23 protein-coding genes are annotated in these 23,484 nt (G+C 63.1%); 6 read left to right on the top strand and 17 right to left on the bottom strand.

Annotated features, from left to right (window positions below; translation table 11 throughout):
• Positions 1 to 51 precede the first annotated feature (51 nt).
• Together R4P65_RS03555 and R4P65_RS03550 are read right to left on the bottom strand one after the other, a co-directional pair.
• The gene (locus R4P65_RS03555; RefSeq protein WP_317825458.1) at positions 52 to 1,554 is read right to left on the bottom strand and encodes a sensor histidine kinase; all 1,503 of its coding nucleotides are present in this window, start codon (positions 1,552 to 1,554) and stop codon (positions 52 to 54) included.
• 8 nt (positions 1,555 to 1,562) lie between these two features.
• Positions 1,563 to 1,778, bottom strand: coding sequence for a biotin/lipoyl-binding carrier protein (locus tag R4P65_RS03550; protein ID WP_007731208.1), 216 nt, complete (start codon positions 1,776 to 1,778; stop codon positions 1,563 to 1,565).
• 136 nt (positions 1,779 to 1,914) lie between these two features.
• Here R4P65_RS03550 and R4P65_RS33090 point away from each other — a divergent pair, with 136 nt between their 5' ends.
• Positions 1,915 to 1,989 carry a 50S ribosomal protein bL37 gene (locus R4P65_RS33090; RefSeq protein ID WP_022597109.1) on the top strand — a complete coding sequence of 25 codons (75 nt, stop codon included), beginning with the start codon at positions 1,915 to 1,917 and terminating at the stop codon, positions 1,987 to 1,989.
• 120 nt (positions 1,990 to 2,109) lie between these two features.
• Here the strand turns inward: R4P65_RS33090 and rsrA are convergent, their stop codons facing one another.
• The gene (gene rsrA / locus R4P65_RS03545; RefSeq protein ID WP_003940722.1) at positions 2,110 to 2,391 is read right to left on the bottom strand and encodes a mycothiol system anti-sigma-R factor; all 282 of its coding nucleotides are present in this window, start codon (positions 2,389 to 2,391) and stop codon (positions 2,110 to 2,112) included.
• The gene (locus R4P65_RS03540) at positions 2,388 to 3,086 is read right to left on the bottom strand and encodes a sigma-70 family RNA polymerase sigma factor (RefSeq protein ID WP_374227958.1); all 699 of its coding nucleotides are present in this window, start codon (positions 3,084 to 3,086) and stop codon (positions 2,388 to 2,390) included. Before R4P65_RS03540 ends, rsrA begins: the two co-directional genes overlap by 4 nt.
• 207 nt (positions 3,087 to 3,293) lie before the next feature.
• On the opposite strand from R4P65_RS03540, the gene ybaK reads away from it, so the two are divergent.
• Positions 3,294 to 3,788 carry a Cys-tRNA(Pro) deacylase gene (gene ybaK, locus R4P65_RS03535; RefSeq protein ID WP_317825457.1) on the top strand — a complete coding sequence of 165 codons (495 nt, stop codon included), beginning with the start codon at positions 3,294 to 3,296 and terminating at the stop codon, positions 3,786 to 3,788.
• A 24-nt stretch (positions 3,789 to 3,812) separates the two neighbouring features.
• Positions 3,813 to 4,541 (top strand): SIMPL domain-containing protein, encoded by a 729-nt coding sequence (locus R4P65_RS03530; protein WP_317825456.1) that lies wholly within the window; start codon positions 3,813 to 3,815, stop codon positions 4,539 to 4,541.
• A 3-nt stretch (positions 4,542 to 4,544) separates the two neighbouring features.
• Here the strand turns inward: R4P65_RS03530 and R4P65_RS03525 are convergent, their stop codons facing one another.
• Complete coding sequence (locus R4P65_RS03525; protein ID WP_317825455.1) at positions 4,545 to 5,297, bottom strand: SOS response-associated peptidase; 753 nt, start codon at positions 5,295 to 5,297, stop codon at positions 4,545 to 4,547.
• A 49-nt stretch (positions 5,298 to 5,346) separates the two neighbouring features.
• Here R4P65_RS03525 and aroA point away from each other — a divergent pair, with 49 nt between their 5' ends.
• Positions 5,347 to 6,660 carry a 3-phosphoshikimate 1-carboxyvinyltransferase gene (gene aroA / locus R4P65_RS03520; protein ID WP_317825454.1) on the top strand — a complete coding sequence of 438 codons (1,314 nt, stop codon included), beginning with the start codon at positions 5,347 to 5,349 and terminating at the stop codon, positions 6,658 to 6,660.
• The gene (rsgA, locus tag R4P65_RS03515; RefSeq protein WP_230812605.1) at positions 6,609 to 7,646 is read left to right on the top strand and encodes a ribosome small subunit-dependent GTPase A; all 1,038 of its coding nucleotides are present in this window, start codon (positions 6,609 to 6,611) and stop codon (positions 7,644 to 7,646) included. The genes aroA and rsgA overlap by 52 nt, the downstream gene beginning before the upstream one ends.
• 105 nt (positions 7,647 to 7,751) lie before the next feature.
• Here rsgA and R4P65_RS03510 read toward each other — a convergent pair whose 3' ends face one another.
• The 6 genes from R4P65_RS03510 to R4P65_RS03485 form a co-directional block, all read right to left on the bottom strand.
• Positions 7,752 to 8,993 carry a fatty acid desaturase gene (locus tag R4P65_RS03510; RefSeq protein ID WP_317825453.1) on the bottom strand — a complete coding sequence of 414 codons (1,242 nt, stop codon included), beginning with the start codon at positions 8,991 to 8,993 and terminating at the stop codon, positions 7,752 to 7,754.
• A gap of 138 nt (positions 8,994 to 9,131) precedes the next feature.
• Entirely contained in the window at positions 9,132 to 10,394 is a 1,263-nt protein-coding gene (locus tag R4P65_RS03505) for an acyl-CoA desaturase (protein ID WP_317825452.1), read from the bottom strand.
• A gap of 24 nt (positions 10,395 to 10,418) precedes the next feature.
• The gene (locus R4P65_RS03500; RefSeq protein ID WP_230812599.1) at positions 10,419 to 11,537 is read right to left on the bottom strand and encodes a ferredoxin reductase; all 1,119 of its coding nucleotides are present in this window, start codon (positions 11,535 to 11,537) and stop codon (positions 10,419 to 10,421) included.
• A gap of 92 nt (positions 11,538 to 11,629) precedes the next feature.
• Complete coding sequence (locus R4P65_RS03495; RefSeq protein ID WP_317825451.1) at positions 11,630 to 12,130, bottom strand: DUF6912 family protein; 501 nt, start codon at positions 12,128 to 12,130, stop codon at positions 11,630 to 11,632.
• A gap of 23 nt (positions 12,131 to 12,153) precedes the next feature.
• Positions 12,154 to 13,563: a WS/DGAT/MGAT family O-acyltransferase gene (locus R4P65_RS03490; RefSeq protein WP_230812598.1), complete on the bottom strand. Its 1,410-nt coding sequence runs from the start codon at positions 13,561 to 13,563 to the stop codon at positions 12,154 to 12,156.
• Positions 13,557 to 13,982 (bottom strand): HAD-IA family hydrolase, encoded by a 426-nt coding sequence (locus R4P65_RS03485; RefSeq protein WP_317825450.1) that lies wholly within the window; start codon positions 13,980 to 13,982, stop codon positions 13,557 to 13,559. Before R4P65_RS03485 ends, R4P65_RS03490 begins: the two co-directional genes overlap by 7 nt.
• Positions 13,983 to 14,113: 131 nt before the next feature.
• On the opposite strand from R4P65_RS03485, the gene R4P65_RS03480 reads away from it, so the two are divergent.
• On the top strand, positions 14,114 to 14,635 hold the full coding sequence (locus R4P65_RS03480; protein WP_317825449.1) for an Rv3235 family protein: 522 nt from the start codon (positions 14,114 to 14,116) through the stop codon (positions 14,633 to 14,635).
• A gap of 50 nt (positions 14,636 to 14,685) precedes the next feature.
• On the opposite strand, the gene secA is transcribed toward R4P65_RS03480, so the two are convergent.
• From secA to mtrA, 6 genes are all read right to left on the bottom strand, one after another.
• On the bottom strand, positions 14,686 to 17,529 hold the full coding sequence (gene secA / locus R4P65_RS03475) for a preprotein translocase subunit SecA (protein ID WP_317825448.1): 2,844 nt from the start codon (positions 17,527 to 17,529) through the stop codon (positions 14,686 to 14,688).
• A 131-nt stretch (positions 17,530 to 17,660) separates the two neighbouring features.
• A complete protein-coding gene (gene hpf / locus R4P65_RS03470) occupies positions 17,661 to 18,341 on the bottom strand; it encodes a ribosome hibernation-promoting factor, HPF/YfiA family (protein WP_003940893.1) in 681 nt (226 codons plus the stop codon).
• A 175-nt stretch (positions 18,342 to 18,516) separates the two neighbouring features.
• Positions 18,517 to 19,230 carry a ComF family protein gene (locus R4P65_RS03465; protein WP_317825447.1) on the bottom strand — a complete coding sequence of 238 codons (714 nt, stop codon included), beginning with the start codon at positions 19,228 to 19,230 and terminating at the stop codon, positions 18,517 to 18,519.
• Positions 19,231 to 19,260: 30 nt separating this feature from the next.
• Positions 19,261 to 21,039, bottom strand: a complete 1,779-nt coding sequence (gene lpqB, locus R4P65_RS03460; protein WP_317825446.1) for an MtrAB system accessory lipoprotein LpqB — start codon at positions 21,037 to 21,039, stop codon at positions 19,261 to 19,263.
• Positions 21,036 to 22,775, bottom strand: a complete 1,740-nt coding sequence (gene mtrB, locus R4P65_RS03455) for an MtrAB system histidine kinase MtrB (RefSeq protein ID WP_269590691.1) — start codon at positions 22,773 to 22,775, stop codon at positions 21,036 to 21,038. Before mtrB ends, lpqB begins: the two co-directional genes overlap by 4 nt.
• Positions 22,772 to 23,449, bottom strand: coding sequence for an MtrAB system response regulator MtrA (gene mtrA / locus R4P65_RS03450; RefSeq protein ID WP_003941013.1), 678 nt, complete (start codon positions 23,447 to 23,449; stop codon positions 22,772 to 22,774). The genes mtrB and mtrA overlap by 4 nt, the downstream gene beginning before the upstream one ends.
• Between the last annotated feature and the right edge of the window lie 35 nt (positions 23,450 to 23,484).

The raw sequence follows: 23,484 nt of genomic DNA, 5'->3' as shown, positions 1-23,484 counted from the left end.
TTTTGTCTGCTCGAATTACTGGCGCTGCTCGAATTACTGGCGCTGCTCGAATCAGTAACGCGCAGTGCGCCTACCGAGCGGCACACGCAGAACCGCGTCGGTGCCGCCGCCACTTCCCGGGTGCAGTCCGAGCGAGCCGCCGAGTTCGGCGCCCAGCAGAGTCCGCACGATCTGAAGTCCGAGGCGATCGGACTTCTCGAGGTCGAAGTTCTCCGGCAGGCCGCGCCCGTTGTCGTGGATGATCACGTCCAACCAGCGCGCAGAACGCTCGGCGCTGAGTGTGACCGTGCCGGTGAGTCCCGGATCGAAAGCGTGCTCGATCGCGTTCTGCACCAACTCCGTCAGCACCATGACCAGCGGGGTGGCGCGCTCGGCGGAGAACACTCCGAAACTGCCCTCGCGCCGAATCGTCACCGGCACACCCACTCCCGCGACATCGGAGAGCATGGGAACCAACCGGTCGATCACCTCGTCGAGATCCACCTCTTCGTCTACCGACATCGAGAGGGTGTCGTGAACGAGGGCGATGGACGTCACGCGTCTCACCGATTCCGTCAATGCTTGTCGCGCTTCGTCGTTGCCGGTTCGCCTGGCCTGTAGACGCAGCAGCGCCGCGACGGTTTGCAGGTTGTTCTTCACCCGATGGTGAATCTCGCGGATGGTCGCGTCCTTGCTCAGGAGCGCGCGATCACGACGCTTGACCTCGGTGACGTCGCGAACCACGACCGCAGCACCGACGTGCCGACCACCCGGCTTGAGAACCAGAGCGCGCAGCAGAACGGTCGCCCCACGCGCCTCGATCTCCATTCGACGGCCAGGCTTGTCCGCCAACGTATCTCGGATGTAACCCGCGGCTTCCTGAGACTCGAACGGGTCTGTGACCAACGAACGGGTCAACGCCGCGAGATCTTGTCCCACCAGATCCGAACTCAGACCCATCCGGTGATACGCCGAGAGGGCGTTCGGGCTCGCGTAGACGACGGTGCCTTCGGTGTCGAGACGGATGAAACCGTCGCCGGCACGTGGGCTCGAGTTCGTGTCGGAGCGCGATTCTCGGATCGGGAAGGTTCCGTCGCTGATCATCTGACACAGGTCTTCGGCGCAATCGAGATACGCGAGCTCGAGCGGACTCTGCGCTCGCTGGTGCGACAGGTTGGTGTCGCGGCTCAGAACCGCGATGACTCGCCCGTCCAGACGCACCGGAACTGCTTCCTTGCGCGGTGGCATTCCCTTACGCCACGTCTCGTCTTCCCCACGCACGACGCGGCCCTCCACGAGAGCGCGAAGAACCTGCGGATGCTCGGACTCGGAAACGACCGTTCCGACTGCGTCCTCCGGGAAAGCCGTCGAAGCCGTGGTCGGCCGGCAGTGCGCTGCGCAGATGACCGTCCCTTCGGATCGGTTCTTCTCCGATTCGGTGCCCACCCACAGGAGAACGTCTGCAAAAGAGAGGTCGGCGAGCAGTTGCCACTCCCCCACGACGCGCTGGAGATGGTCGACCGCCGCACCCGGCAGATCGGTGTGTTCGGCGAGGAGGTCGCTGAGAGTGGACATCGGCTTACTTAGGAGATCACGGCGATCAGATCGCCTTGCTGAATCACGTCGCCGACCTTGACGCCCACCGTCGTCACCGTTCCCGGAACCTCGGCCAGGACGGGAATTTCCATCTTCATCGATTCGAGGATGACCAGGGTGTCGCCGTCCGCGACGACGTCTCCCTCGCTCACGACGACCTGGTAGACCGTCGAAACCATCTCGGCGCGCACGTCTTCTGCCATCGTGAACCTCACTTCTGTCGGAACTGCACTCTGACCACGAAAATACGTCGATGGATTACTCGATCGACCTGCCAATGGAACCACACCGGCATCGGCGTGAAACAATGACGCGAAAGAAACAGAAGGGAGACCAATCATGGGTAAGCGTGGTCGTAAGAAGCGCAGCCGTAAGGGCAACGCCGCTAACCATGGCAAGCGTCCAAACGCCTGACATGTAGCGCAGCAAAACGTCCGAGGGGCGGGGAAGCATTGCTTCCCCGCCCCTCGGACGTTTTGCTTTCGGGCGTAGTTGCTCTTCGAGGTTGCTGCCCCTCAGATCTTCACTGAAGGGTCAGCTGTCGGTTTCGGTAGTCGTGATGACGATGGTCCGACGCAGTTCGACGGTGAGCCGCTGACGCAGGCTTTCCGGTGCGTGATCCCCGCCGCACTTGCGGTTGATCAGGCTCTTGACCTTCTCCTCGATCCCGTAGGCCTCGAGGCACGATCCGCAGTCGTCGATATGACGTTGTAGACGAGCGCGACTGGAATCGTCGCATTCACCGTCGAGCATCAACCAGACGTCGGCGATGACTGCCGAGCAGTCGAGCCTTTCGAATTCGTCCTGCTCACTCATCGTTTGACACCTTCCGCCTCGGTGGCTGCGGCCGTGGCCGTGTCGACTGCGCCGTCCCGATTGAATCCACGGTCTTTGGCGACATCGGCCAAGAGACCGCGCAATTGCTTACGACCACGATGCAGTCGTGACATCACCGTTCCGATGGGTGTGCCCATGATCTCCGCGATCTCCTTGTACGGGAATCCCTCGACGTCGGCGTAGTACACCGCCATCCGGAATTCCTCGGGCAGCGACTGCAGCGCCGCCTTGATGTCGTCGTCCGGCAGCGCGTCGAGAGCCTCCACCTCGGCCGAACGTAGCCCGGTGGACGTGTGCTCTGCGGTGGCGGCCAACTGCCAGTCGGTGATCTCGTCCGTCGGATACTGCGCGGGTTGGCGCTGCTTCTTGCGGTACGAGTTGATGTAGGTGTTGGTGAGAATCCGGTACAGCCAGGCTTTCAGGTTGGTACCGGCACGGAACGAGCGGAAAGCCGTGTACGCCTTGACGTACGTCTCCTGCACGAGGTCTTCGGCATCAGCCGGGTTCCTCGTCATACGCAGTGCAGCGCCGTACAACTGGTCGAGCAACGGGAGCGCGTCACGCTCGAACCGGGCAATCAACTCATCCGCAGTTTCGGGCGTTTCGGACACCGCGCCATCGACAGGTTCGGAAACCTCCGACGGTTCGTCCTTGGGCCGGTCGTGTTCCAGCACTCTGATCCCTTCACTAGCCGTAGGGATCAAGGTTACCGCCAACTGAAGATCCGACCCACGGGCCGGTGGTGGCTCACACACAGCCAGCACGGTCGCTCCTTCGCTTCTCGGGACAAGTTTCATCAACTGGTACCAACAAGGGAGCCTGCGACTCTGTTCCCGACCTGGTAGGAGTCCAGAAAGAGTGGCTCACCTAAGGTCTTCGTCATGGCCGGAACAGCGACTCCTGCGACCGCACTGCTCGACAAGTCGAAGACTCCGCACCGCGTTCACAGCTACGACCACGACCCCCGCGCCGAATCGTTCGGCGACGAGGCTGTCACGGCTCTGGCCGAGTTGGTTGGCGTCGAGGCCGCCCAGATCTTCAAGACCTTGGTCGTCAAACTCGACACGGGCAAGCTCGCCGTAGCGGTTCTGCCGGTACCGAACAAACTCTCACTCAAAGCTGCGGCTGCTGCCCTCGGTGCAAGCAAAGCCGTCATGGCAGATCGCGCCGAAGCCGAGCGATCGAGCGGCTACGTCTTCGGTGGTATCTCACCGCTCGGCCAACGCAAGAAACTGCCGACCGTGATCGATGCCTCGGCTCTCGACTGGGATCGGGTTCTCTGCAGCGCCGGACGACGCGGCCTTGAAATCGAACTGGCTCCGACCGACCTTGCCCAATTGAGCGGCGCGGTCACCGCACAAATCACAGCGAGCTGAGGATCCGGTCGCTACGGTCTGTTCATGCGTCCACAAACCAAGCGTCCACCCCTGAAAATTTTTACACTGACCGCTGCAGCCGCGGCCCTCGCCGTCTCACTGACTGCCTGCGGGAGTTCCGGCAGTGCCGCCAAGGAAGTCACGGTGGTCGGGTCAGGGCAGGTTCGCGGGGCACCGGACATCCTCAACGCGGACATCGGAATCGAGGTTGTCGCTCCGGACGTCTCGGGAGCGGTTTCCGAGTCGAATGACAAGGCCCGCCAGATGATTGACGCGATAGTCAATGCCGGCGTGGCCGCCGAGGACGTGCAGACAAGCGATCTGTCAGTTCAGCCGCAGTACGACGCCAGTGGTGGGCCGTTCGTCGGCGGTAACGTGACGGGCTACCGGGCAACCAACTCGGTACGAATCGTCGTCCGCGATCTCGACAAGGCCTCTTCTGTCCTGGACGCCGGCATCGCGGCGGGCGGAAACGCGGCACGGCTCGGTAACGTCGCCTTCGCCATCGACGACGACTCTCAGCTTCTGGCCGACGCTCGCACCCGGGCCTTCGAGGACGCGAAGAACCGTGCCGGGCAGTACGCGGATCTGTCCGGCACGTCGCTCGAGAACGTCGTGACCATCACCGAGGCACACGACACGAGTGGCGGTCAGACCATGCGCGCTCCCGACGCCTCGATGTCCGACATGGTTCTCGCCCCGGGAACCCAGCAGGTCTCGTTCGAAGTGACCGTTACCTGGGCTCTCGGCTGACCGCTAGAGCAGGCTGATCTGCTCGCCGGCACGGTCGACGTCCGGCTCGATCAACTCGTGTCCGTTGTTCTTGACACTGTTGACCATCGGCCGGACTCGATCGATGTCGATCCGCTCGACGAGGTCCGATACCGGTTCGAGCAGGGCCGAATCGACGGTGTTGTCGGGATCGAGCCACGCCTCCCAGCGGTCACGAGGTAGGGCGAGGGGCATCCGGTCGTGAACCTGCTCCAGGTGGCCGAGTGAATCGACTGTGACGATCGAGCAGCTCAGGACGGGGCTCGCATTCTCGACCTTCGGGTCTCGCCAGGCAGACCACACACCGGCCATGAACAGCCGTGATCCGTCGTCGGGGTGCATGTAGTAAGGAATCTTCGCTGCCTTTTTCCCACCGGTGGCCTCGGTCTGCCACTCGTACCACCCGTCCATCGGGACCAGGCAACGCTTGAACTTGAAAGCGGTCCGAAACGCCGGCTTCTCCGCCAACGAGTCGGCACGAGCGTTGAACAGGACCGGGCCCTTACCCAGTTCCTTGGTCCACGAGGGCACCAATCCCCAGCGCATCCGCCGAATCCTCTTGGTCGGATCGCTGTCGGGGTTTTCCCGATCGTGGCGTTTCACGACGGTCAGCACCTCGGTCGTCGGAGCCACGTTGTAGTCGGCTTCGACGGGCGCCGAGTGATCGGTCTCGTCGAGCGCATCGAGTTCCACCGCCAGGGTGGCCGGGTCCGCTGTGGTCGCATACCTTCCGCACATGACACCCAGGGTGGCACGGTTTCGACCATTCCCCCACCGATGAGAGAAGATGGACCATGTGAGTCTGAGTCTGTGGAGCGCCCCGAGGGCCCAAGCACCCGTCGATGCAGTGGTGACGCTGCCCGGATCCAAGTCCATCACCAATCGAGCTCTGATTCTGGCCGCGCTCGCAGATGGCCCCTCCACGATCACGGGTGCACTTCGCAGTCGTGACGCGGACCTGATGATCGCCGCTTTGCGCGACCTCGGTATCGGCGTCGAGGAAGCCGGCGATCCGACCACACTTCGCGTAGTTCCCGGTCCCCTCCGCGGCGGAGACGTCGACTGCGGTCTCGCCGGCACCGTCATGCGCTTCCTGCCGCCGCTCGCCGCGATGGCCGACGGAATCGTCCGCTTCGACGGCGACGAGCAAGCACGCACACGGCCCCTCGGCACCATCCTGGAGGCACTGCGCGGACTCGGCGCACACATCGAGGGTGACGCACTCCCGTTCACCGTTTCCGGAACCGGATCCCTACGCGGCGGGACGGTCACCATCGACGCATCCGGTTCGTCGCAGTTCGTCTCCGGTCTCCTCCTCTCGGCCGCTGGCTTCGAAGAAGGCGTCACCGTCCATCACGACGGAAAGCCGGTCCCCTCCATGCCACACATCGACATGACCGTCGAAATGCTCAGGCAGGCCGGAGTTTCCGTGACGACTCCCGCCACGGGTGGCGACGCTGACACCTGGCGGGTGGCACCGGGACCCGTGCGCGCCGTGGACTGGGCGATCGAACCCGATCTCTCCAACGCCACACCGTTCCTGGCCGCTGCCGCAGTCACCGGAGGAACCGTCAGCGTCCCGATGTGGCCGACGTCGACGACGCAGCCCGGCGACGCGATCCGCGGGATCCTCGCCTCGATGGGCGCCGACGTCGTTCTTGCCGACGGTGTGCTGACCGTTCGCGGCCCGGAGAAATTGCGCGGCATCGACATCGATCTCCACAACGTGGGAGAGCTGACCCCCACCGTCGCGGCCCTGGCCGCCCTCGCCGAGGGCGCCTCGCACCTACGCGGTATCGCGCACCTGCGCGGGCACGAGACCGACCGTCTGGCAGCCCTCGCCGACGAGATCAACAAACTCGGCGGCTCCGTCACCGAAACCGACGACGGACTGACCATCGTCCCCGCGGAACTCCATGGCGGACAATGGCTCTCGTACGCCGACCACCGCATGGCAACAGCCGGTGCCATCATCGGCCTCGTCGTCGACTGCGTCGAGGTCGACGACGTCGAAACCACTGCCAAGACGTTGCCCGGCTTCGAGAACATGTGGGTCGACATGCTCGACAGTTCGACCGCGACGCCGAAGGCAAGCTTCTGACTCCGCGGCAGTACGACGAGTCCGACGTCCGGGTACGCCCCGGACGCGGATCACGCCCCCGTACGAAGACTCGGCCCGAACACCTGTCGGCTGAATCGGGGATGGTGGTGTCGAAGGATCGTGGCCGTTGGGGTTGCGTCCTGGGCGGCGATCCCGACCGGCTGATCGTGACGATGCGCGCCCGCGAGTTGGGCCGCACACCCATCGTCGTCGGCGATCAGGTGGACATTGTCGGCGACCTGTCGGGCAAAACCGACACCCTCGCTCGCATTATCCGGGTCTCCGAGCGTTCGACGGTTCTGCGCCGAACAGCCGACGACACCGATCCCTTCGAACGCATCGTCGTCGCGAACGCCGAGCAGTTGCTCATCGTCGTGGCACTCGCGGACCCCCCACCGCGCACGGGCTTTGTCGAGCGCGCACTCGTCGCCGCCTACGTCGGCGGCCTGACGCCGATTGTCTGCCTGACCAAGAGCGACCTCGAACCACCCGAGGAATTCGCGAGCACTTTCGCCGACCTCGACATCCAAGTGGTGGTCGCCGGCCGCGACGATCCCTTGGACGAACTGACGCAGATCCTCGAGCACAAGTTGACCGCCCTGATCGGGCACTCCGGCGTCGGAAAGTCGACGTTGGTCAATCGCCTTGTCCCCGATGCCAATCGGGCGGTCGGCATCGTGTCCGGCGTGGGCAAGGGGCGGCACACATCGACACAATCGGTGGCACTCCCCCTCGCCGGTGGCGGCTGGGTGATCGACACCCCGGGCATCCGTTCGTTCGGTCTGGCGCACATCTCGCCCGAGAACGTGGTGGCGGCATTCTCGGACCTGGCTGCGGCCATCGAGGATTGCCCGCGCGGATGCACGCACCTGGGGCCGCCCGCAGATCCCGAATGCAAGCTCGACCTGCTGGAGGGCAAATCCGCTCGACGCGTCGTCGCTGTGCGGCAACTGTTGGAAGCGATCAAGTCCAACGATCAGTACTGAACCAGAACACCGAGCAAGAACCCTGAGCAGGACCCCTGAGCAACAACAGAGAAGCGGCCCGACACCATCGAATGGTGTCGGGCCGCTTGTCAGTGCAAGTGGGGATCAGCGCAGTCCGAGGAGGCTGCGCAGCTTTCCACTCTTACGCTTTCGTGCGATGGCGCTCTTGAGACCGCTACGACGCCCGGTCACGGGATCGACAGTCGACGTCGGATCGCCGTCGAACATCCGCTCCGACGCCGTCTCGGGCGCATTGTCGACAGTGTCCTTGAGGTACTTGTTGGGCAGCGACAGCTTGGCGATGGTGCGCCACGACTTGGCGTACTGCACGGCGAGCGGGCCCGTCGTGTACGGCAGGTCGTACTTGTCCGCGAGCTGACGCACCGTGACCGCGATGTCCTTGTATCGGTTGCTCGGCAGATCGGGGAACAGGTGATGCTCGATCTGGTAGCTCAGGTTGCCCGTCATGAAGTCCATGAGCGCGCTGCCCTCGATGTTGGCGCTGCCGAGCATCTGGCGCAGGTACCACTGAGCCTGCGTTTCCTTGTCGATGTCTTCCTTGGTGAACTTCTCGGCGCCGTCCGGGAAGTGGCCGCAGAAGATGACCGCGTTGGTCCACACGTTCCGCAGAGTGTTGGCGGTGAAGTTGGCCGACAACGTGCTCTTCCACGCCGGGCCGGTGATGGCCGGGTAGATGACGTAGTCGCGCAAGACCTGCTTGCCGATCTTCTCGCCGACCTCACGGAGCTTGCGCTGCGTCTCTTCCTTGTCGGCGCGGCCCTTGGCAACCTTGCCCAGCTCGAGGTGCTGAGCAGCGATGCCGTACTCGAAGAACAGGGCAAGCAAGGTGTTGTAGACCAGGTTGCCGGCATTGAAGGGCTTCCACCGCTGATCGCGGGTGACGCGGAGGAGCCCGTATCCGACGTCGTCGTCCATTCCGAGGACGTTTGTGTACTTGTGATGCAGGTAGTTGTGGGTCTGCTTCCAGTGCGCAGACGGGCCGGTGACGTCCCACTCCCACGAGGTGGAGTGGATCTCCGGGTCGTTCATCCAGTCCCACTGCCCGTGCATCACGTTGTGCCCGAGTTCCATGTTCTCGATGATCTTCGAGAGCGTCAGCAGTCCAACTCCGGCGAGCCACGCCGGACGGCGACGGCTGGCGAAAAGCACTGCGCGGCCACTGATTTCGAGTGAACGCTGCAGGCGAATGACGTTGCGCACGTAGCGCGCGTCCTTCTCGCCGCGCGACTCCTCGATGTCGCGACGAATCGCGTCGAGTTCGCGGCCGAGCGCCTCGATGTCAACGTCCGTGAGATGTGCGTATTCCTTGACATCTGCAATCGCCATGGAAAGCCTCCTAGCAGTGAGTTAGGCGCAAAGTAGTAAGTGCAGAACGATCATGATTTCGAATCGTTCAGATCAACTGCACCTACTGTAGCGTAACTTACGGCACCGTAGGTTAGGTTTTTCCCGATGTAACCTATATCACTTCCGGCGCTTCGGCATGCGGGAACGAGCCTGCGACTTGAGTGCAGTCAACAATCCCAGACGCTTACCGGTGACCGGATCGGTACGCAGGTCCTCGACCATCGCCATGGCTGCGTCCCGGAACCCTGAATCACGGAACCGTAGTTCCGAGGACGTTTCCGGAGCATTGTCCGACGTCGCAGTCAGCCACTTGTCCGGCAACGCCAGCTTGTGGATCGTGCGTAGTGCCAAAAGATACTGCTTGAAGAGCGAACCGGTGGTGTACGGAAGATCGAACTTCTCGCACAGCGCACGCATCTTCACGGCAATTTCGGGGTAGCGGTTGCTCGGCAGATCAGGGAACACGTGGTGCTCGATCTGGTAGCTCAGGTTGCCACTCATCAGACCCATGAGCTTGCCCGAATTGAAGTTCGCACTTCCGAGCATCTGGCGTAGGTACCACTCGTGACGAGTCTCCTGCTCGAATTCGGCAACTGTGAACTTCTCTGCGCCGTCCGGGAAGTGGCCACAGAAGATGACGACGTACGCCCACAGATTGCGCACGAGATTCGCGGTGGCATTGGCCGTCATGGTCGACTTCCACGCCGGCCCCGTCAGCGCCGGGAACAAGATGAAGTCCTTGCCGACCTGACGAAAGATCTTGCGCGCGAAGTCTTTGTTCGCCTGCGAGTTCAGTTGCCCCTTTTCCGCGCCCTCCAACTCGGATGCCGCCGTGAGGTCGTGCAGCGCGATACCCCACTCGAATGTGGCCGCCAAGATCACGTTGGCGATCGGCTGGAAGAGGTTGATCGGCTTCCACGGCTCGTCACGCGTCATACGCAGAATCCCGAAGCCGAGATCCTCGTCCATCCCTACGACGTTGGTGTAAGTGTGGTGTTGGTAGTTGTGTGCGCGCTTCCAGTGCTCGGAAGGACCGGTCTGATCCCACTCCCACGAGACCGAGTGAATCTCGGGATCGTTCATCCAGTCCCATTGCCCGTGCATCACGTTATGCCCGAGTTCCATGTTCTCGATGATCTTCGACAGGCTCAGCAGGGTTGTACCAACCAGCCACGCCGGTCGATACCGGCTGCCGAACAGCGCGATACGCCCGCCGAGCTCCAACGCGCGTTGCACGCGAATGACGCGACGAATGTAGCGGGCGTCCCGGACTCCGCGAGAGTCTTCGATGTCGAGTCGAATCTGATCGAGTTCACGTCCGAGAGCTTCGACATCGGCCTCGGTGAGGTGCGAAAACTCTTTGATATCGGTGATGGCCACCGTGGTCCTCCGTGTGCCTAGAAGCTATGCGTCCAGCGTACAGTCGCCCGCGGCGGCGGAGATGCACGTCTGGATGCGCTCGCCCTCCGCGTGCTGTTTCCCCGAGCGTAGATCGATCGCGTGGCCGGCAACGAGAGGTACGACACACGTCTGGCAGATGCCCATGCGGCAACCGAACGGCATCAAGGCACCGGACTGCTCGCCGGCCTCCAGAAGCGTCGTCGCGCCGTCGACAGTGATCGTCTTACCCGACTTCTCGAAGGTGACCGTGCCGCCGTCCGCGGAAGCGTCGATGCGCGATACCGCGAATCGCTCCATGTGGAGTCGATCCTCGATACCTTCCGCCTTCCAGACGTCTTCGAGTTCGTCGAGCAACGGAAGCGGTCCGCACGCCCAGGTGTGGCGCTCGCGCCAATCGGGGCAGACCGTGTCGAGAGAGCTGAGTTTGAACTTTCCGTCACGCCGTGTGAGTTGGACGTGGCTGACGAAGTCCTCGTGCTCGACGTGCAGCGCCGTGAGTTCGTCGGCGAACATGACGTCGGATTCCGTCGGAGCCGAGTGGATGTGCATGACGTCGGGCAATTGACCGCGCCGGTTCATCGTCCGCAACATGCCCATGACCGGGGTGATGCCACTGCCCGCAGTGATGAACAGGATCTTCTCCGGCGGCGGATCCGGCAAGGCGAAGTTGCCGGACGGTGTGGCCAGTCGAACGATGGTTCCCGAAGGAACCGCGCCACTGACGAGGTGACTCGAGAGGAAGCCCTCGGGCATCGCCTTGACCGCGATGGAGATGCGCTTGTTCTCCCAGTTGGGCGGAGAAGTCAGGGAGTACGAGCGCCAATGCCACCGACCGTCGATGTGGAGGCCGATACCGATGTACTGCCCCGGCTGGTAGTTGAAGTCGAATCCCCAACCCGGCTTGATGACGATGGTCGCCGAATCCGTGGTCTCGGGCCGTACTTCGACGATCTGACCACGCAGCTCACGGGCCGACCACAACGGATTTGCGAGGTGCAGATAATCGTCGGGAAGCAATGGTGTGGTCAGTCGAGCCGCCGCACCGCGAAGCAGATTGAGCTTCGACCGCGCTGCCGGAACCACCGACGCTGCCGGTGCCTCGATCCAGTCCTTCAGACCCATCAGACCTCCACCTCTCACCTTCCGAACCCACTGCCTACGGTACCGTAGGTTATCAGGTTACGGTACCGTAGGTTACTTCACGGTAAGCACATTCACAGCAGGTCGAGCAAGAACGGCAACTCCTGCGCGGCGTACCACGCCAACTCGTGGTCCTCCGCGTCGCCGAGCGTGAACTCGGCATCGGCGTCGCCGAGATCCGCCGCGTCGACTATGCCAGCAGCGCGCTCGATGTCCGATTCTGCCTGTTCGAGGTCGACATGCACAGATGCAACCTGCGCCATCGTGACGGGACCCGCCAATCGAACCACCGAATCGTCGAGATCGGGCCGCAGTTTCACGTCGGCATCGTCGACGTCGGCAGCGACGACGGCGCGCCGGAAGGTGACGTCACCCTCGGCTCCGGCGATCAACCGCAGCGACGCACGCGCAGCCTCACCCATGGCGACCTCGGCCAACTCGTCGTCGTCCCCCGCCGCATATGACTCCCGCAGAGTCGGGGTGACCGCAAAAGCCGTCCGGCTCATCGGGTCGAACTCCTGATCTGCGACCAACTTCTGCAAAATCTCGACCGTCGCCGGCACGTACACCCTCATGAGACCACCTTCATGCTCGTTCGTCACCGACTCGCATCCGTCAATTCCTCGAGTGACTCGAAGATCAGCGAACGAACGACGTCGACGTCCGACATCGCGTCACGGTCGGCATTCAAACCGTAGTAGACATTTCCGTCGTACGACGTCAGGGCGATGCTGAGTGTCTGATTCTTGAGCAGTGGCGACACCGGATACATCTCCAGCATCCGAGCCCCGCCGAGGTAGAGCGGAAACTGCGGCCCCGGCGCGTTGGTGATCATCAGATTGAACATTCGCTGCGAGAGACTGCTGGCCGCGCGCGAACTCATCGCATGCAGCGTCGCCGGCGCAAACCCGGACATCCGCACCATCGTCTGTGCGGTCACCCGCCGACCCTGGCGTGCAAACGCCTCCGTCGCATGCGCCACGTGCGAGAGCCGAACCACCGCGTTGGGTTCACCGACAGGCAGGTCGATCAGGAACGAGGAAACATGTCCCGGCGCCTGCGGATCGTCGACGTCGGGACTCTCGGGGCCGTCCGTGTAGACCGACATGGGAACCATCGCTCGCACGATGGTCGCCTCAGTCACCGGTTCGCCGCGTGAGAGGAGCCAGTTGCGCATCGCACCAGCGATGACGGTCAGAATCACGTCGTTGATCTCGCACCCGTACCTCGCCCGAATGCGTCGATAGTCTTCGAGAGACGTCTTGGCCACCGCAAGGCGTCGATTGCGCGAGATGGTGGCGTTGAGCGGGCTCGACGGGGCCACCTGCGTCGCCGTTCGGACCACTTCGGCAAGTTTTCCGAGTGCACTCACCGCCTCGGTGAGAGACGTGGTCACGTCGTTGAACGTTGCGCGGGCCTGCGCGATCCCCTCCCCCGGGCTCGTCACGAGATCTGCCAGAGCACTGACCAACAAGCTGGTGTCGCTCGGCGGCCTGGCCGGCATCCACAGTTCCTCGGGGCCGGGCGCTCGATTCTTCTCCGGATCGAAGATCACCTGGCTGATCTCGGGAGCCGCTTCGCCGTCCACCAACGACGAATGAGACTTCGTGAAGATGGCAAATCTGTTTCTGGTCAGCCCCTCGACCAGGTACATCTCCCATAGCGGCCTCGTGCTGTCGAGCGGCCTCGACGTCAGCCGGGCGATCAGGTCCATCAGCTGTTCATCGGAACCGGGCTTGGGCAGAGCCGATCGGCGTACGTGGTACGTGATGTCGAAATCCGAGTCGTCCACCCACACCGGACGGGCCAGGCCGAACGCCACCTCACGAACCCTCTGGCGGTACCGCGGAACCGATCCGAGCCGATCTTCGACCAGACGAAGCAATTCCTCGTGATCGATCCCGTTTCGCAGTTGCCGGAAAATCCCCAACGAGCCGACATGCATCGGCGTCGTCCCGGCTTCGAGGAAGTAGAAAGCCGCGTCCTGAGTGGTCAGTCTGTTCACCATGGCTTCGTGTCCCCTCCTGCGCCCAGATCGAACAGAATCGACAACTCCTCGATCGTTGATTCCGAGCCGACGTGGTGGACGCCGACCATCCCGACGGCCACCGCCGCGCGCACGTTGACCTCGAGGTCGTCCACGAAAACGAAGTCCCCCGGGTCGACGCCCAACCGACTCGCCGCCAACCGATAGATCTCGGCATCCGGCTTTGCCATCGCTACGTCACCGGACAGGATCACATCGTCGACCAAGACCCCGTCGCCGAGATCCCGCAACCACTGAGCACTGGCGCCGCCGGGATCGTTACTGACAATTCCCGTCACGATTCCGCGCGCCCTCACAGCGCGCACCAGCGCGCTCAAGCCCTCGAGATCCGATCCCGGACCGAACAGCACGCCACCGACATCCAACAGAAGTCCCCGCACGCCATCACCCTAAGTCGCGATGGTGATCACGGCGACATCTCGAGCATTTCGTGTCATGCTTCTCACCATCGCTCGGGGGAGCGAAAGTCCGAATCGGCCAACTCGGACGCACGATCATCCGGGGGGATGTCATGGAGCAGGACTGCAAAATTCTTCTCGAGCCGGCACCACAATTCGAGCCTCACGCGCACACCGTCGTGCTGTCGCGGCCGCAGTGTCGACCAGACCGAGCGCAGTGCCGAACCGACCGGATGCTGCGTCGCCCGCGCAAGACGCCACACAACGGAACGTCGGCGCATGCCACTCCTGATCCGAGTTCTCCCGATCCGAATGCGGCGGGTGCCGACATCTTCTGGAACCGATCACTTCGACTTGTTCTCGAAACCGTCGACCGACGACGAAATCCACGACAGCTGAAAGGCGTGCTGACGCCGGCCGTCCTGGAAGTTGTTGCGCGACTGTACACTTCAGACTCTGCGGCCCGAAAAATGGGCGGCGCGGCCGTTCACCGCACCCACGTTCAAGCGGTTTCAGAGAGTGCCGCCGAAGTCTGTGCGACGTACACACGAGGCACGCAGACATTTGCCGTCGCAGGTCGGATCGACCACGCAGACGGAACAGGCTGGACGGTCACCGCACTACACATGGTGTGACCGTCCAGCCTGTCGAGCACTATCTCTGAAACCTCAGTCTGTACTGAACCTCAGCGCTTGCGCTTGGACTTCGGAGCCCGGTTGCTCTTCGACTGCGTCCGCGCTGCTTCACGACGTTCGCGACGTGAGGCGGCACCGTCACCGGAGTCGGCGGCCGAGTCGCGGGTTGCCTTTGCCTTGCCGTCCTCGTCAGGGCCGGTGTACGTCAACCGTGACGGACCTTCGTCGTCAAGCCCCTTGGCGCGCAACGCCGTCGGGGCAGCAGCCCCGGTTGTCCTGGCCGCGGCTTCCTGCGTCGGGAGCGGCTTGGGCGCCGTGGCGGACGCCGCAGCAGCCGAGCCCGCCGTGACGGAAATTCCGCTCGCGGGCTGTGCCGGAGCCGCCTCGACCTGCAGGTTGAAGAGGAATCCGACAGACTCTTCCTTCAGACCGTCGAGCATGCCGATGAACATGTCGTAGCCTTCGCGCTGGTACTCGACCAGTGGGTCACGCTGGGCCATCGCACGCAGGCCGATTCCCTCCTTGAGGTAATCCATCTCGTAGAGATGCTCACGCCACTTGCGGTCCAGGACCGAGAGGAAGACACGACGCTCGAGTTCACGCATACCGTTTTCGCCGGCGATCGAGTCGATCTCGGCTTCGCGCTTCTTGTACGCCGCGTGGGCGTCTTCGAGCAACGCGGTGCGCAGGTCGTCACGGCTCAGGTCGCTGTTGATACCTGCACCGTCCTCCCCCGCCAACGCCTTGTGATCGATACCGACCGGGTACAGCGTCTTGAGCGCCGTCCACAACTGCTCGAGATCCCAGTCCTCGACGTAGCCCTCCGCGGTCGCGCCGTCCACGTAGGCGGTGACCACGTCGGTGATCATCTGCTCAACCTGGCCCTCCATGTCCTCACCCTCGAGGATCTGGCGGCGCTCCTTGTAAATGACCGTTCGCTGCTGGTTCATGACCTCGTCGTACTTGAGGACATTCTTGCGAATTTCGAAGTTCTGCTGCTCGACCTGCGTCTGAGCGCTCTTGATGGCCTTCGAGACCATCTTGGCTTCGATCGGAACGTCGTCAGGCAGGTTGAGGCGCGTCATGATCGACTCGAGTGCCGAACCGTTGAAGCGGCGCATCAGCTCGTCACCGAGCGAAAGGTAGAACCGCGATTCGCCGGGATCACCCTGACGTCCGGAACGACCACGTAGCTGGTTGTCGATACGACGCGATTCGTGACGCTCGGTGCCCAGGACGTACAGGCCACCTGCATCGCGGACCTTCTCCGCGTCTTCCTTCACTTCAGCCTTGACCTCGTCGAGGACGGCGTCCCAGGCTGCCTCGTACTCGTCCGGCGTCGTCACCGGGTCGAGGCCCTTCTTGCGCAGCGCGATGTCCGCGATGATGTCCGGGTTACCACCGAGCACGACGTCGGTACCGCGGCCGGCCATGTTGGTCGCGACGGTGACCGCACCGGAGCGACCGGCCTCGGCGATGATGGTCGCTTCCTTCTCGTGAAACTTCGCGTTGAGGACGTTGTGGGCAACGCCACGCTTGGTGAACTGCTTGGACAGGTACTCCGAGCGCTCGACGCTGGTGGTACCGATCAGAACGGGCTGGCCGTTCTCGTGACGCTCGACGACATCGTCGACCACGGCATCGAACTTGGCTTCCTCGGTCTTGTAGATGAGGTCGCCGTTGTCGACTCGGACCATCGGACGGTTGGTCGGGATCGGGATCACGCCGAGGGTGTAGGTCTGGTGAAGCTCGGCAGCTTCCGTCTCGGCGGTACCCGTCATTCCCGACAACTTGTCGTACAGACGGAAGTAGTTCTGCAGGGTGATGGTGGCGAGGGTCTGATTCTCGGCCTTGATCTCCACCTTCTCCTTGGCCTCGATCGCCTGGTGCATGCCCTCGTTGTAGCGGCGTCCGACCAGCACGCGACCGGTGAACTCGTCGACGATGATGACCTCGCCGTCGCGGACGATGTAGTCCTTGTCCTTGGTGTAGAGCTCTTTGGCCTTGATCGCGTTGTTGAGGTAACTCACCAGCGGCGAATTCGCGGCTTCGTACAGGTTGTCGATACCGAGCTGGTCCTCGACCAGTTCGACGCCCGCCTCGTGCACACCGATGGTGCGCTTGCGGATGTCGACCTCGTAGTGAACGTCCTTCTTCAGCAGCGGCGCGATGCGCGCGAATTCGCTGTACCACTTGCTGGAACCGTCGGCCGGGCCCGAGATGATGAGCGGGGTTCGGGCTTCGTCGATGAGGATCGAGTCGACCTCGTCCACGATGGCGAACGCATGGCCACGCTGGACCAGGTCGTCCAACGAATGCGTCATGTTGTCGCGCAGGTAATCGAAACCGAACTCGTTGTTGGTGCCGTAGGTGATGTCCGCTGCGTAGGCGACGCGACGCTCGGCCGGCGTCATGCCCGAGAGGATCACGCTGGTCTCGAGGCCGAGGGCGCGGTGAACGCGGCCCATCCACTCCGAGTCACGCTTGGCGAGGTAGTCGTTGACTGTGACCACGTGGACGCCGTCGCCGGCGATCGCGTTGAGGTATGCCGGAAGAACGCAGGTCAGGGTCTTGCCCTCACCGGTCTTCATTTCGGCGACGTTGCCGAAGTGCAGGGCCGCGCCACCCATGATCTGCACGTGGAAGTGCTTCTGGTCGATCACGCGCCACGACGCCTCGCGGGCCACGGAGAATGCCTCGGGCAGCAACTCGTCGAGAGTTTCCCCGGCGGCGTAGCGCTCACGGAACTCGGCGGTCTTGGCTTTGAGTTGCTCGTCTGTCAGGCCTTCGACATCGGGCGACAGAGATTCGACATGCTCGGCGATGTGCTTGAGCCGCTTGACCATGCGACCTTCACCAACACGGAGCAGCTTCGATAGCGACAGCGACGGCACAGTCTTCTTCGTCCTCAATCTTCGGCGACAGGGGGTCACACACTGAAAATCCGGCCGGGGTCCGAAAACTCCGGCCGGATTCCATGGTAGGCGCTACCGGCGGTGAGCGAGCAAACCCACCACCGATTGGGTCATGTCAGGCGGATCAATCCATAGTCGAAAGCGTGACGACGGTAGACGACGGACGGCTTGTCCGACTCCTTGTCATGGAAGAGAAAGAAGTCGTGTCCGACCAGTTCCATCTCGTAGAGAGCGTCGTCGATGGTCATCGGCTCGGCCGGGTGATCCTTCGTGCGGACCACGCGTCCGGGGCCGTCGTACTCGTCCGGCTCTTGACCGTTCAGCGAAATGTCCGGTGTGACTCCGAGTGAGTCTGCGTCGACGAGAGAGGCGGTTGCCTCCGCGACGGATACCGGTCGCTTGTCACCGTAATGGACCTTCTTGCGGTCCTTGGTTCGACGGAGGCGACTCTCGAGCTTGTCGATCACCGATTCGAAGGCGGCGTAGAAGCTGTCTGCGGACGCTTCGGCTCGGGCCACCGGGCCTTTACCTCGAGCGGTGATCTCGACGCGCTGGCAACTCTTGGCCTGTCGTCGGTTGCGTTCATGTTGGAGTTCCACGTCGAAGTGGAATATGGAGGGGTCGAAGTGTTCGAGTCGCGCCAGCTTTTCCGAAACGTAGATTCGGAAGTGATCGGGGATCTCGACATTTCGTCCCTTGACTACGACGTCGGATCTCGGAGCTGCGGCATTCTCGGAACGCTCGATGGTGGCGTCCTCGATGAAAAACGAGGCTTGCGAAGGGGTCGTCACTCGTACCTCCCAATTACGGCCCCGCCCCACGGTGGGCGGCGGCAAATTCTGCAAGTACCGAGAGGGGATCCGCCCGGCACCAGTATCGAAGTACCACCTCCTACCAGTATTTTCGGGTGTGCCGCCGACGCTAGTACGTAACGCGCGCGAGTGCCACTGTTCCAACGAAATTCATCTAAGCCCCTGCAAGGACAAGCACGAGAGTTGTCCGAATCCCACTGAGCGAGAGAGCCCGAACCGACTCTGCCGCAGTCGCTCCCGTCGTCAGGACGTCGTCGAGCAGGACGACGTCGCTGTCCCCCATGTGGGAAGAGATCGCAGTGGTGTCGAGAGACACATGACCGTTCACATTGGTCACCCGGTCGGCCGCGGACAGTCCGACCGAGTCACGTACGCCCCGCGCCATCCGGAGAATCGGACAGACTTGTATCGGACGACCCACGACAGAACCGGCTTCCCGCTCTTCGGCTCTCTGCTTCTCGCACACACTCTCGGCTATCCGGCGAACCGGATCACCCCCTCGAGATCGCGCCGCCCGGGCGCGCGTGGGAGCCGGAACCAGGACGATCGGTGCACGATTCCCGCCACCGAGCTCGCCCCACCGTTCCAGCATGGCCAATGCACCGGCCACAGCGATCCCCAGAGGCATCGTGAGGTCCCGGCGACCGCGTTCCTTCATCTCGATCACACTGCGACGCCTGGGGCCGTCGTAGCGGCCGAGCGCCCACACCGGCACGCCCGGATCGACGCGCGGACTCAGTTGAACTGGATGGTCGCTCAGCAGTTCCGCGCACTCACGACACCACAGAGTCCCTGTGCGGGCGCACCCACCACACTCGCGTGGCAACAACAGATCGAGCAGGCCGGCACCGAATTTCTTGTCCCCCATGGCCGAATCATGAATGAGAGCACCGACAAGTCAGCCAGGTAGAACCGGAATTGCTTTCTGTCCGGTCAGCACAGTCACTTCACGCCAACGACGATCACCGGCGGGGTCGTTGTTGTTCAGTTGGAACACCGCACGCGCGTCGGCGACGTACTCGGTGGTCGGCGACGCATCCACGGAGGTGACGGGGGCGGTCAGGTTTCCACTCGGCAGCGCGTCCATTCGGGAACCGTCGATCGCGACCTGGACGACCGGTATGTCGGCTCCGCTACGCGCGATCACGATGGTGTCGCTGTTGCTCCAGTCGAGTGAGAGTGCGGTACTGCCCAAGCCCGAGGCCACCGCGCGCGGACTCGTCAGGGCGTAGACCCCGCTGGCTGTGCGTACGACCACGGCCAGGTAGACCTTGCCGTCGATGATCATCGCGGCTCGCACGCCGTCGCGAGAGAGACGCAGTTCCGAGATCGTGGAACCGACCGACGTCAGGGCCCCGACGTCGACATTGGTGACCGACACTCGACCCGTTCCGGGTTCACGGACGACCCGAACGACGGTATTGCCGTTCACCGCCGCCCAGACCGCGTTGTTGTCCAGCTCCCACGAAGGTCGGGTGATGGCGCTGCCTTCGAGTACCGGAACGGCACCTTCGCCGTATGTGCCGAGCGAGAGTGCAAACCGTGTGCCTGGATCGGGACGAGCGGTGTCCGAGACGGCGGCAACCAGCTTGCCGTCGCGGGAGAGAGCTGCCCCCGTGAGGTTGCCCGCATTGCCCGCGAAGCCGGGCACCGGAACCGCCTCCTGCTCGGTGACGCTCACCAGTGAGCCGTTGCGCAAGGCGTGCAGGCCGACGGTCGCACTCGTGGTGGCCAGCGGATTGGTGGACGCAACGTCAGCGGTGGTCCAGCCGTCAGCATGAGCGGCGTCCAGCGGCTCGCCGTCGATCTGCAGAGCGTAGGGTCCCGCGACGTCTGCATTGGCGAGCGTCCAAATGACCTGCGCTGCAAACAAACCGCGAGTCGCGGCATCCATCGGGTTGTCCAGGCGGAAGTTGATGCGCACACCACCGAGACCGACACCGACCTGTCCCGGCTTGCCGTCGGCCTTCGTGATCGGACCGATGACCGACACACCATTGCCGAGTTCGTTTCGTACAGCCGGCGCGAGCGCTGCCTTCGGTCCGTCGATCATCAGACCGATCAACTGAGCCGCCACCTGATCCTGCCCACCGGAGATCCAGCGGAGATCGGGGACAACCGTCTGACTCGTCGGGTCGAGGAAGAACAACGATTTCCGCTGATAGGCGCCGAGGAACTGAGGGCGCTCCATGATCACACCGGGAGGCAGGTCACTGATCCGCCATTCGCCGTCGGTCAACGTCAGCGTCATCTTCGCTTCGAAGCTGCCCTCTTCGGGGACGTACAGGCCGCCCGGGTCGAGGCGACCGACCTTGTTCACACGAATCGTGTACACCGCTTCGGAACTGGTTCGCGAGGCCGACAGGGTGTCGATCTTGTCGACGATGACTGCACTGGCAGCATCGTCCCAACGCGCCGACGCGTCCTTGGTGAGGTACTGACGTGCTGCGGCGTGCCGGTTGGACGGGTCGGTACTCGCCTTGACGAAGTCGCGTACCAGTAGGTCCGGCTCTCGACCCGAGGCCGGTGATTCGACCGACGTTCCGGGCACGGCTGTTGCCAGAGTTCCGATTGCCTGCGGCGACGAGGACTCCGGCAAACTGGCGCACGCACCGGTCAGCAACAGCACACTGAGCGTGGTTGCAAGAAGTCCCAGACGACGGCGGGTTCCGATCATGATCGATCCCCACCGTTGGACTCGTTCCGTGAGTCAGGTTCGCGCGGGGTCGGCAGTGATGACGTGACCTCGCCGACGGTATCGGCGACGATGTCGGCTTCGCTCGGCGTGCGCACGAATTTGGTGGTCGTGGGCTTGAGTGGCAGCGGACTCGACACGACTTTCTTGCCGCGGGTACGCGAGAGCGTCAGCCGGAAGCAGGCGCCAACTCCCGGTTCGCCCCAGGCCTCGAGCTTGCCGTCGTGCAGATTCGCATCCTCGACGCTGATCGCGAGGCCGAGTCCCGTGCCACCACTGCGGCGTACGCGGGACGGGTCCGAGCGCCAGAACCGGTTGAAGACCAACTTCTCCTCACCTGGCCGCAACCCCACGCCGCTGTCGCGGACGATGAAGGCGAGTGCATTCTCGTCGGCGCGAAGGCGAAGCAGAATCGGCTTCCCCTCACCGTGGTCGATGGCGTTGGCCAGGAGATTTCGCAGGATGCGTTCGACGCGGCGCGGGTCAACATCTGCCATGACCGGCTCGTCGGGCATGTCGACGATCAGTTCGGTGCCGGATTCGCGGGCGAGATGGCGAACCGTGGAGACCGCCGCTCGCGCACACATCCGCACGTCGAGTTGTTCGGACGCCAACTCCGCGACACCGGCATCGTGTCGGGAGATCTCGAGGAGGTCCGCCAGGAGCCCTTCGAACCTGTCCAGTTCGGCGACAAGCAGTTCCGAAGACCGGCGCAACATCGGGTCGAGGTTCTCGCTGCCGTCGTAAATCAGGTCAGCGGCCATTCGGACCGTGGTCAGCGGTGTGCGGAGTTCATGGCTGACATCGGACGTGAAGCGTTTCTGGAGACTGCCGAACTCCTCGAGTTGTGTGATCTGTTTGGACAGACTCTCGGCCATCTCGTTGAAGGACATGGCCAGACGCGCCATGTCGTCCTCGCCGCGGACCGGCATTCGCTCCTTGAGTCGGCCGTCCGCGAAACGCACCGCGATTCGTGAGGCCGATCGAATGGGAAGCACGACCTGCCTGGCGACCAACAGCGAAATCGCCGCGAGGAGCACAAGCAGGACTGCTCCACCGATCAGCAGGGTGCTTCGAACAAGCGACAGACTCCGGTCTTCGCTGGCGAGCGGGAAGATCAGGTACAGCTCGAGACCCGAGATCGACGACGCGGTAGGGCTGCCGATGATCAGCGCGGGACCGGAATAACCGTTCGGATTGGACACCGTCGCGAATTGGTAGCTGATCTGGCCTCGCTTGACGAACTCACGAAGGTTGTCCGGGATCTGCTCGACCGGCCCCGAACTGGTGGGCTGGCGCGGCCCGTCGCCCGGCACGATCAGCACCGGGTCGAAGGTGCCGGCCGACCCGGAGGCTTGGCCCGAGGTCTGGTTTCGACGACTCGTCAGTCCGGACGCAGCACTTTCCAATTGGACGTTGAGTGCCGTCGAATCGTCGACGCCCGCGAGTTGGTCTTCGACGATGCCGCGGGCACGGTCCATTTCCTCGGTCGCTGCGGTGATTTTCGTTTCCAGCAGCCGATCGGTGATCTGGCTGGTGAGCACGACACCGAGAATGACGATGACGATCAGAGACAACGTCAAAGTCGAGACGACCACTCGCAACTGGAGCGAGCGTCGCCACGTGTGCGCGAGGGTGTTGCTCATCGAGTGACACCACCGCAGAAATGGCGTCAGCCGTCGGTTGAGACGACGACGCCACCTGGAAACTCCGCTCACGGCGGTCCGGCCTTGTAGCCGACCCCCCTGACCGTCAGAACCACTTCGGGATTCTCGGGATCAGTTTCGACCTTGGCGCGCAAACGCTGAACGTGCACGTTCACCAGACGGGTGTCGGCGGCGTGGCGGTATCCCCACACCTGCTCGAGAAGGACTTCACGGGTGAACACCTGGCGCGGCTTGCGCGCCAATGCGACCAGCAGGTCGAATTCGAGTGGTGTGAGCGAGATCTGCTCGCTGCCGCGGCTGACCTTGTGAGCCGGAACGTCGATCACGATGTCGGCGATGCTCAGCAGCTCCGCCGGCTCCTCTTCGGTGCGGCGCAGACGAGCGCGCACCCGCGCCACCAACTCCTTCGGCTTGAACGGCTTCATGATGTAGTCGTCCGCACCGGATTCGAGGCCGAGCACGACGTCGACGGTGTCGGTCTTGGCCGTCAACATCACGATGGGCACACCGGAATCCGCACGCAGAACCCGGCATACGTCGATCCCGTTCATTCCGGGAAGCATGAGATCGAGCAGGACGAGATCGGGGCGAGTCTCACGCACTGCCGCGAGCGCCAGGGTTCCGTCGCCTACCACGTAGGGATCGAAACCCTCACCACGCAGCACGATCGTGAGCATCTCGGCGAGTGCCGTGTCGTCGTCGACAACCAGAATCCTTGGTTTCATATCCCTATCGTTGCATCTCGGAGCGATGAATCAGA

This window comes from Rhodococcus sp. IEGM 1318 (assembly GCF_033142465.1).
GTDB lineage: Bacteria > Actinomycetota > Actinomycetes > Mycobacteriales > Mycobacteriaceae > Rhodococcus_F > Rhodococcus_F qingshengii_B.
The sequence above is the reverse complement of the archived record's forward strand: the minus strand, read 5'-3'. Positions and strand labels throughout refer to the sequence as shown.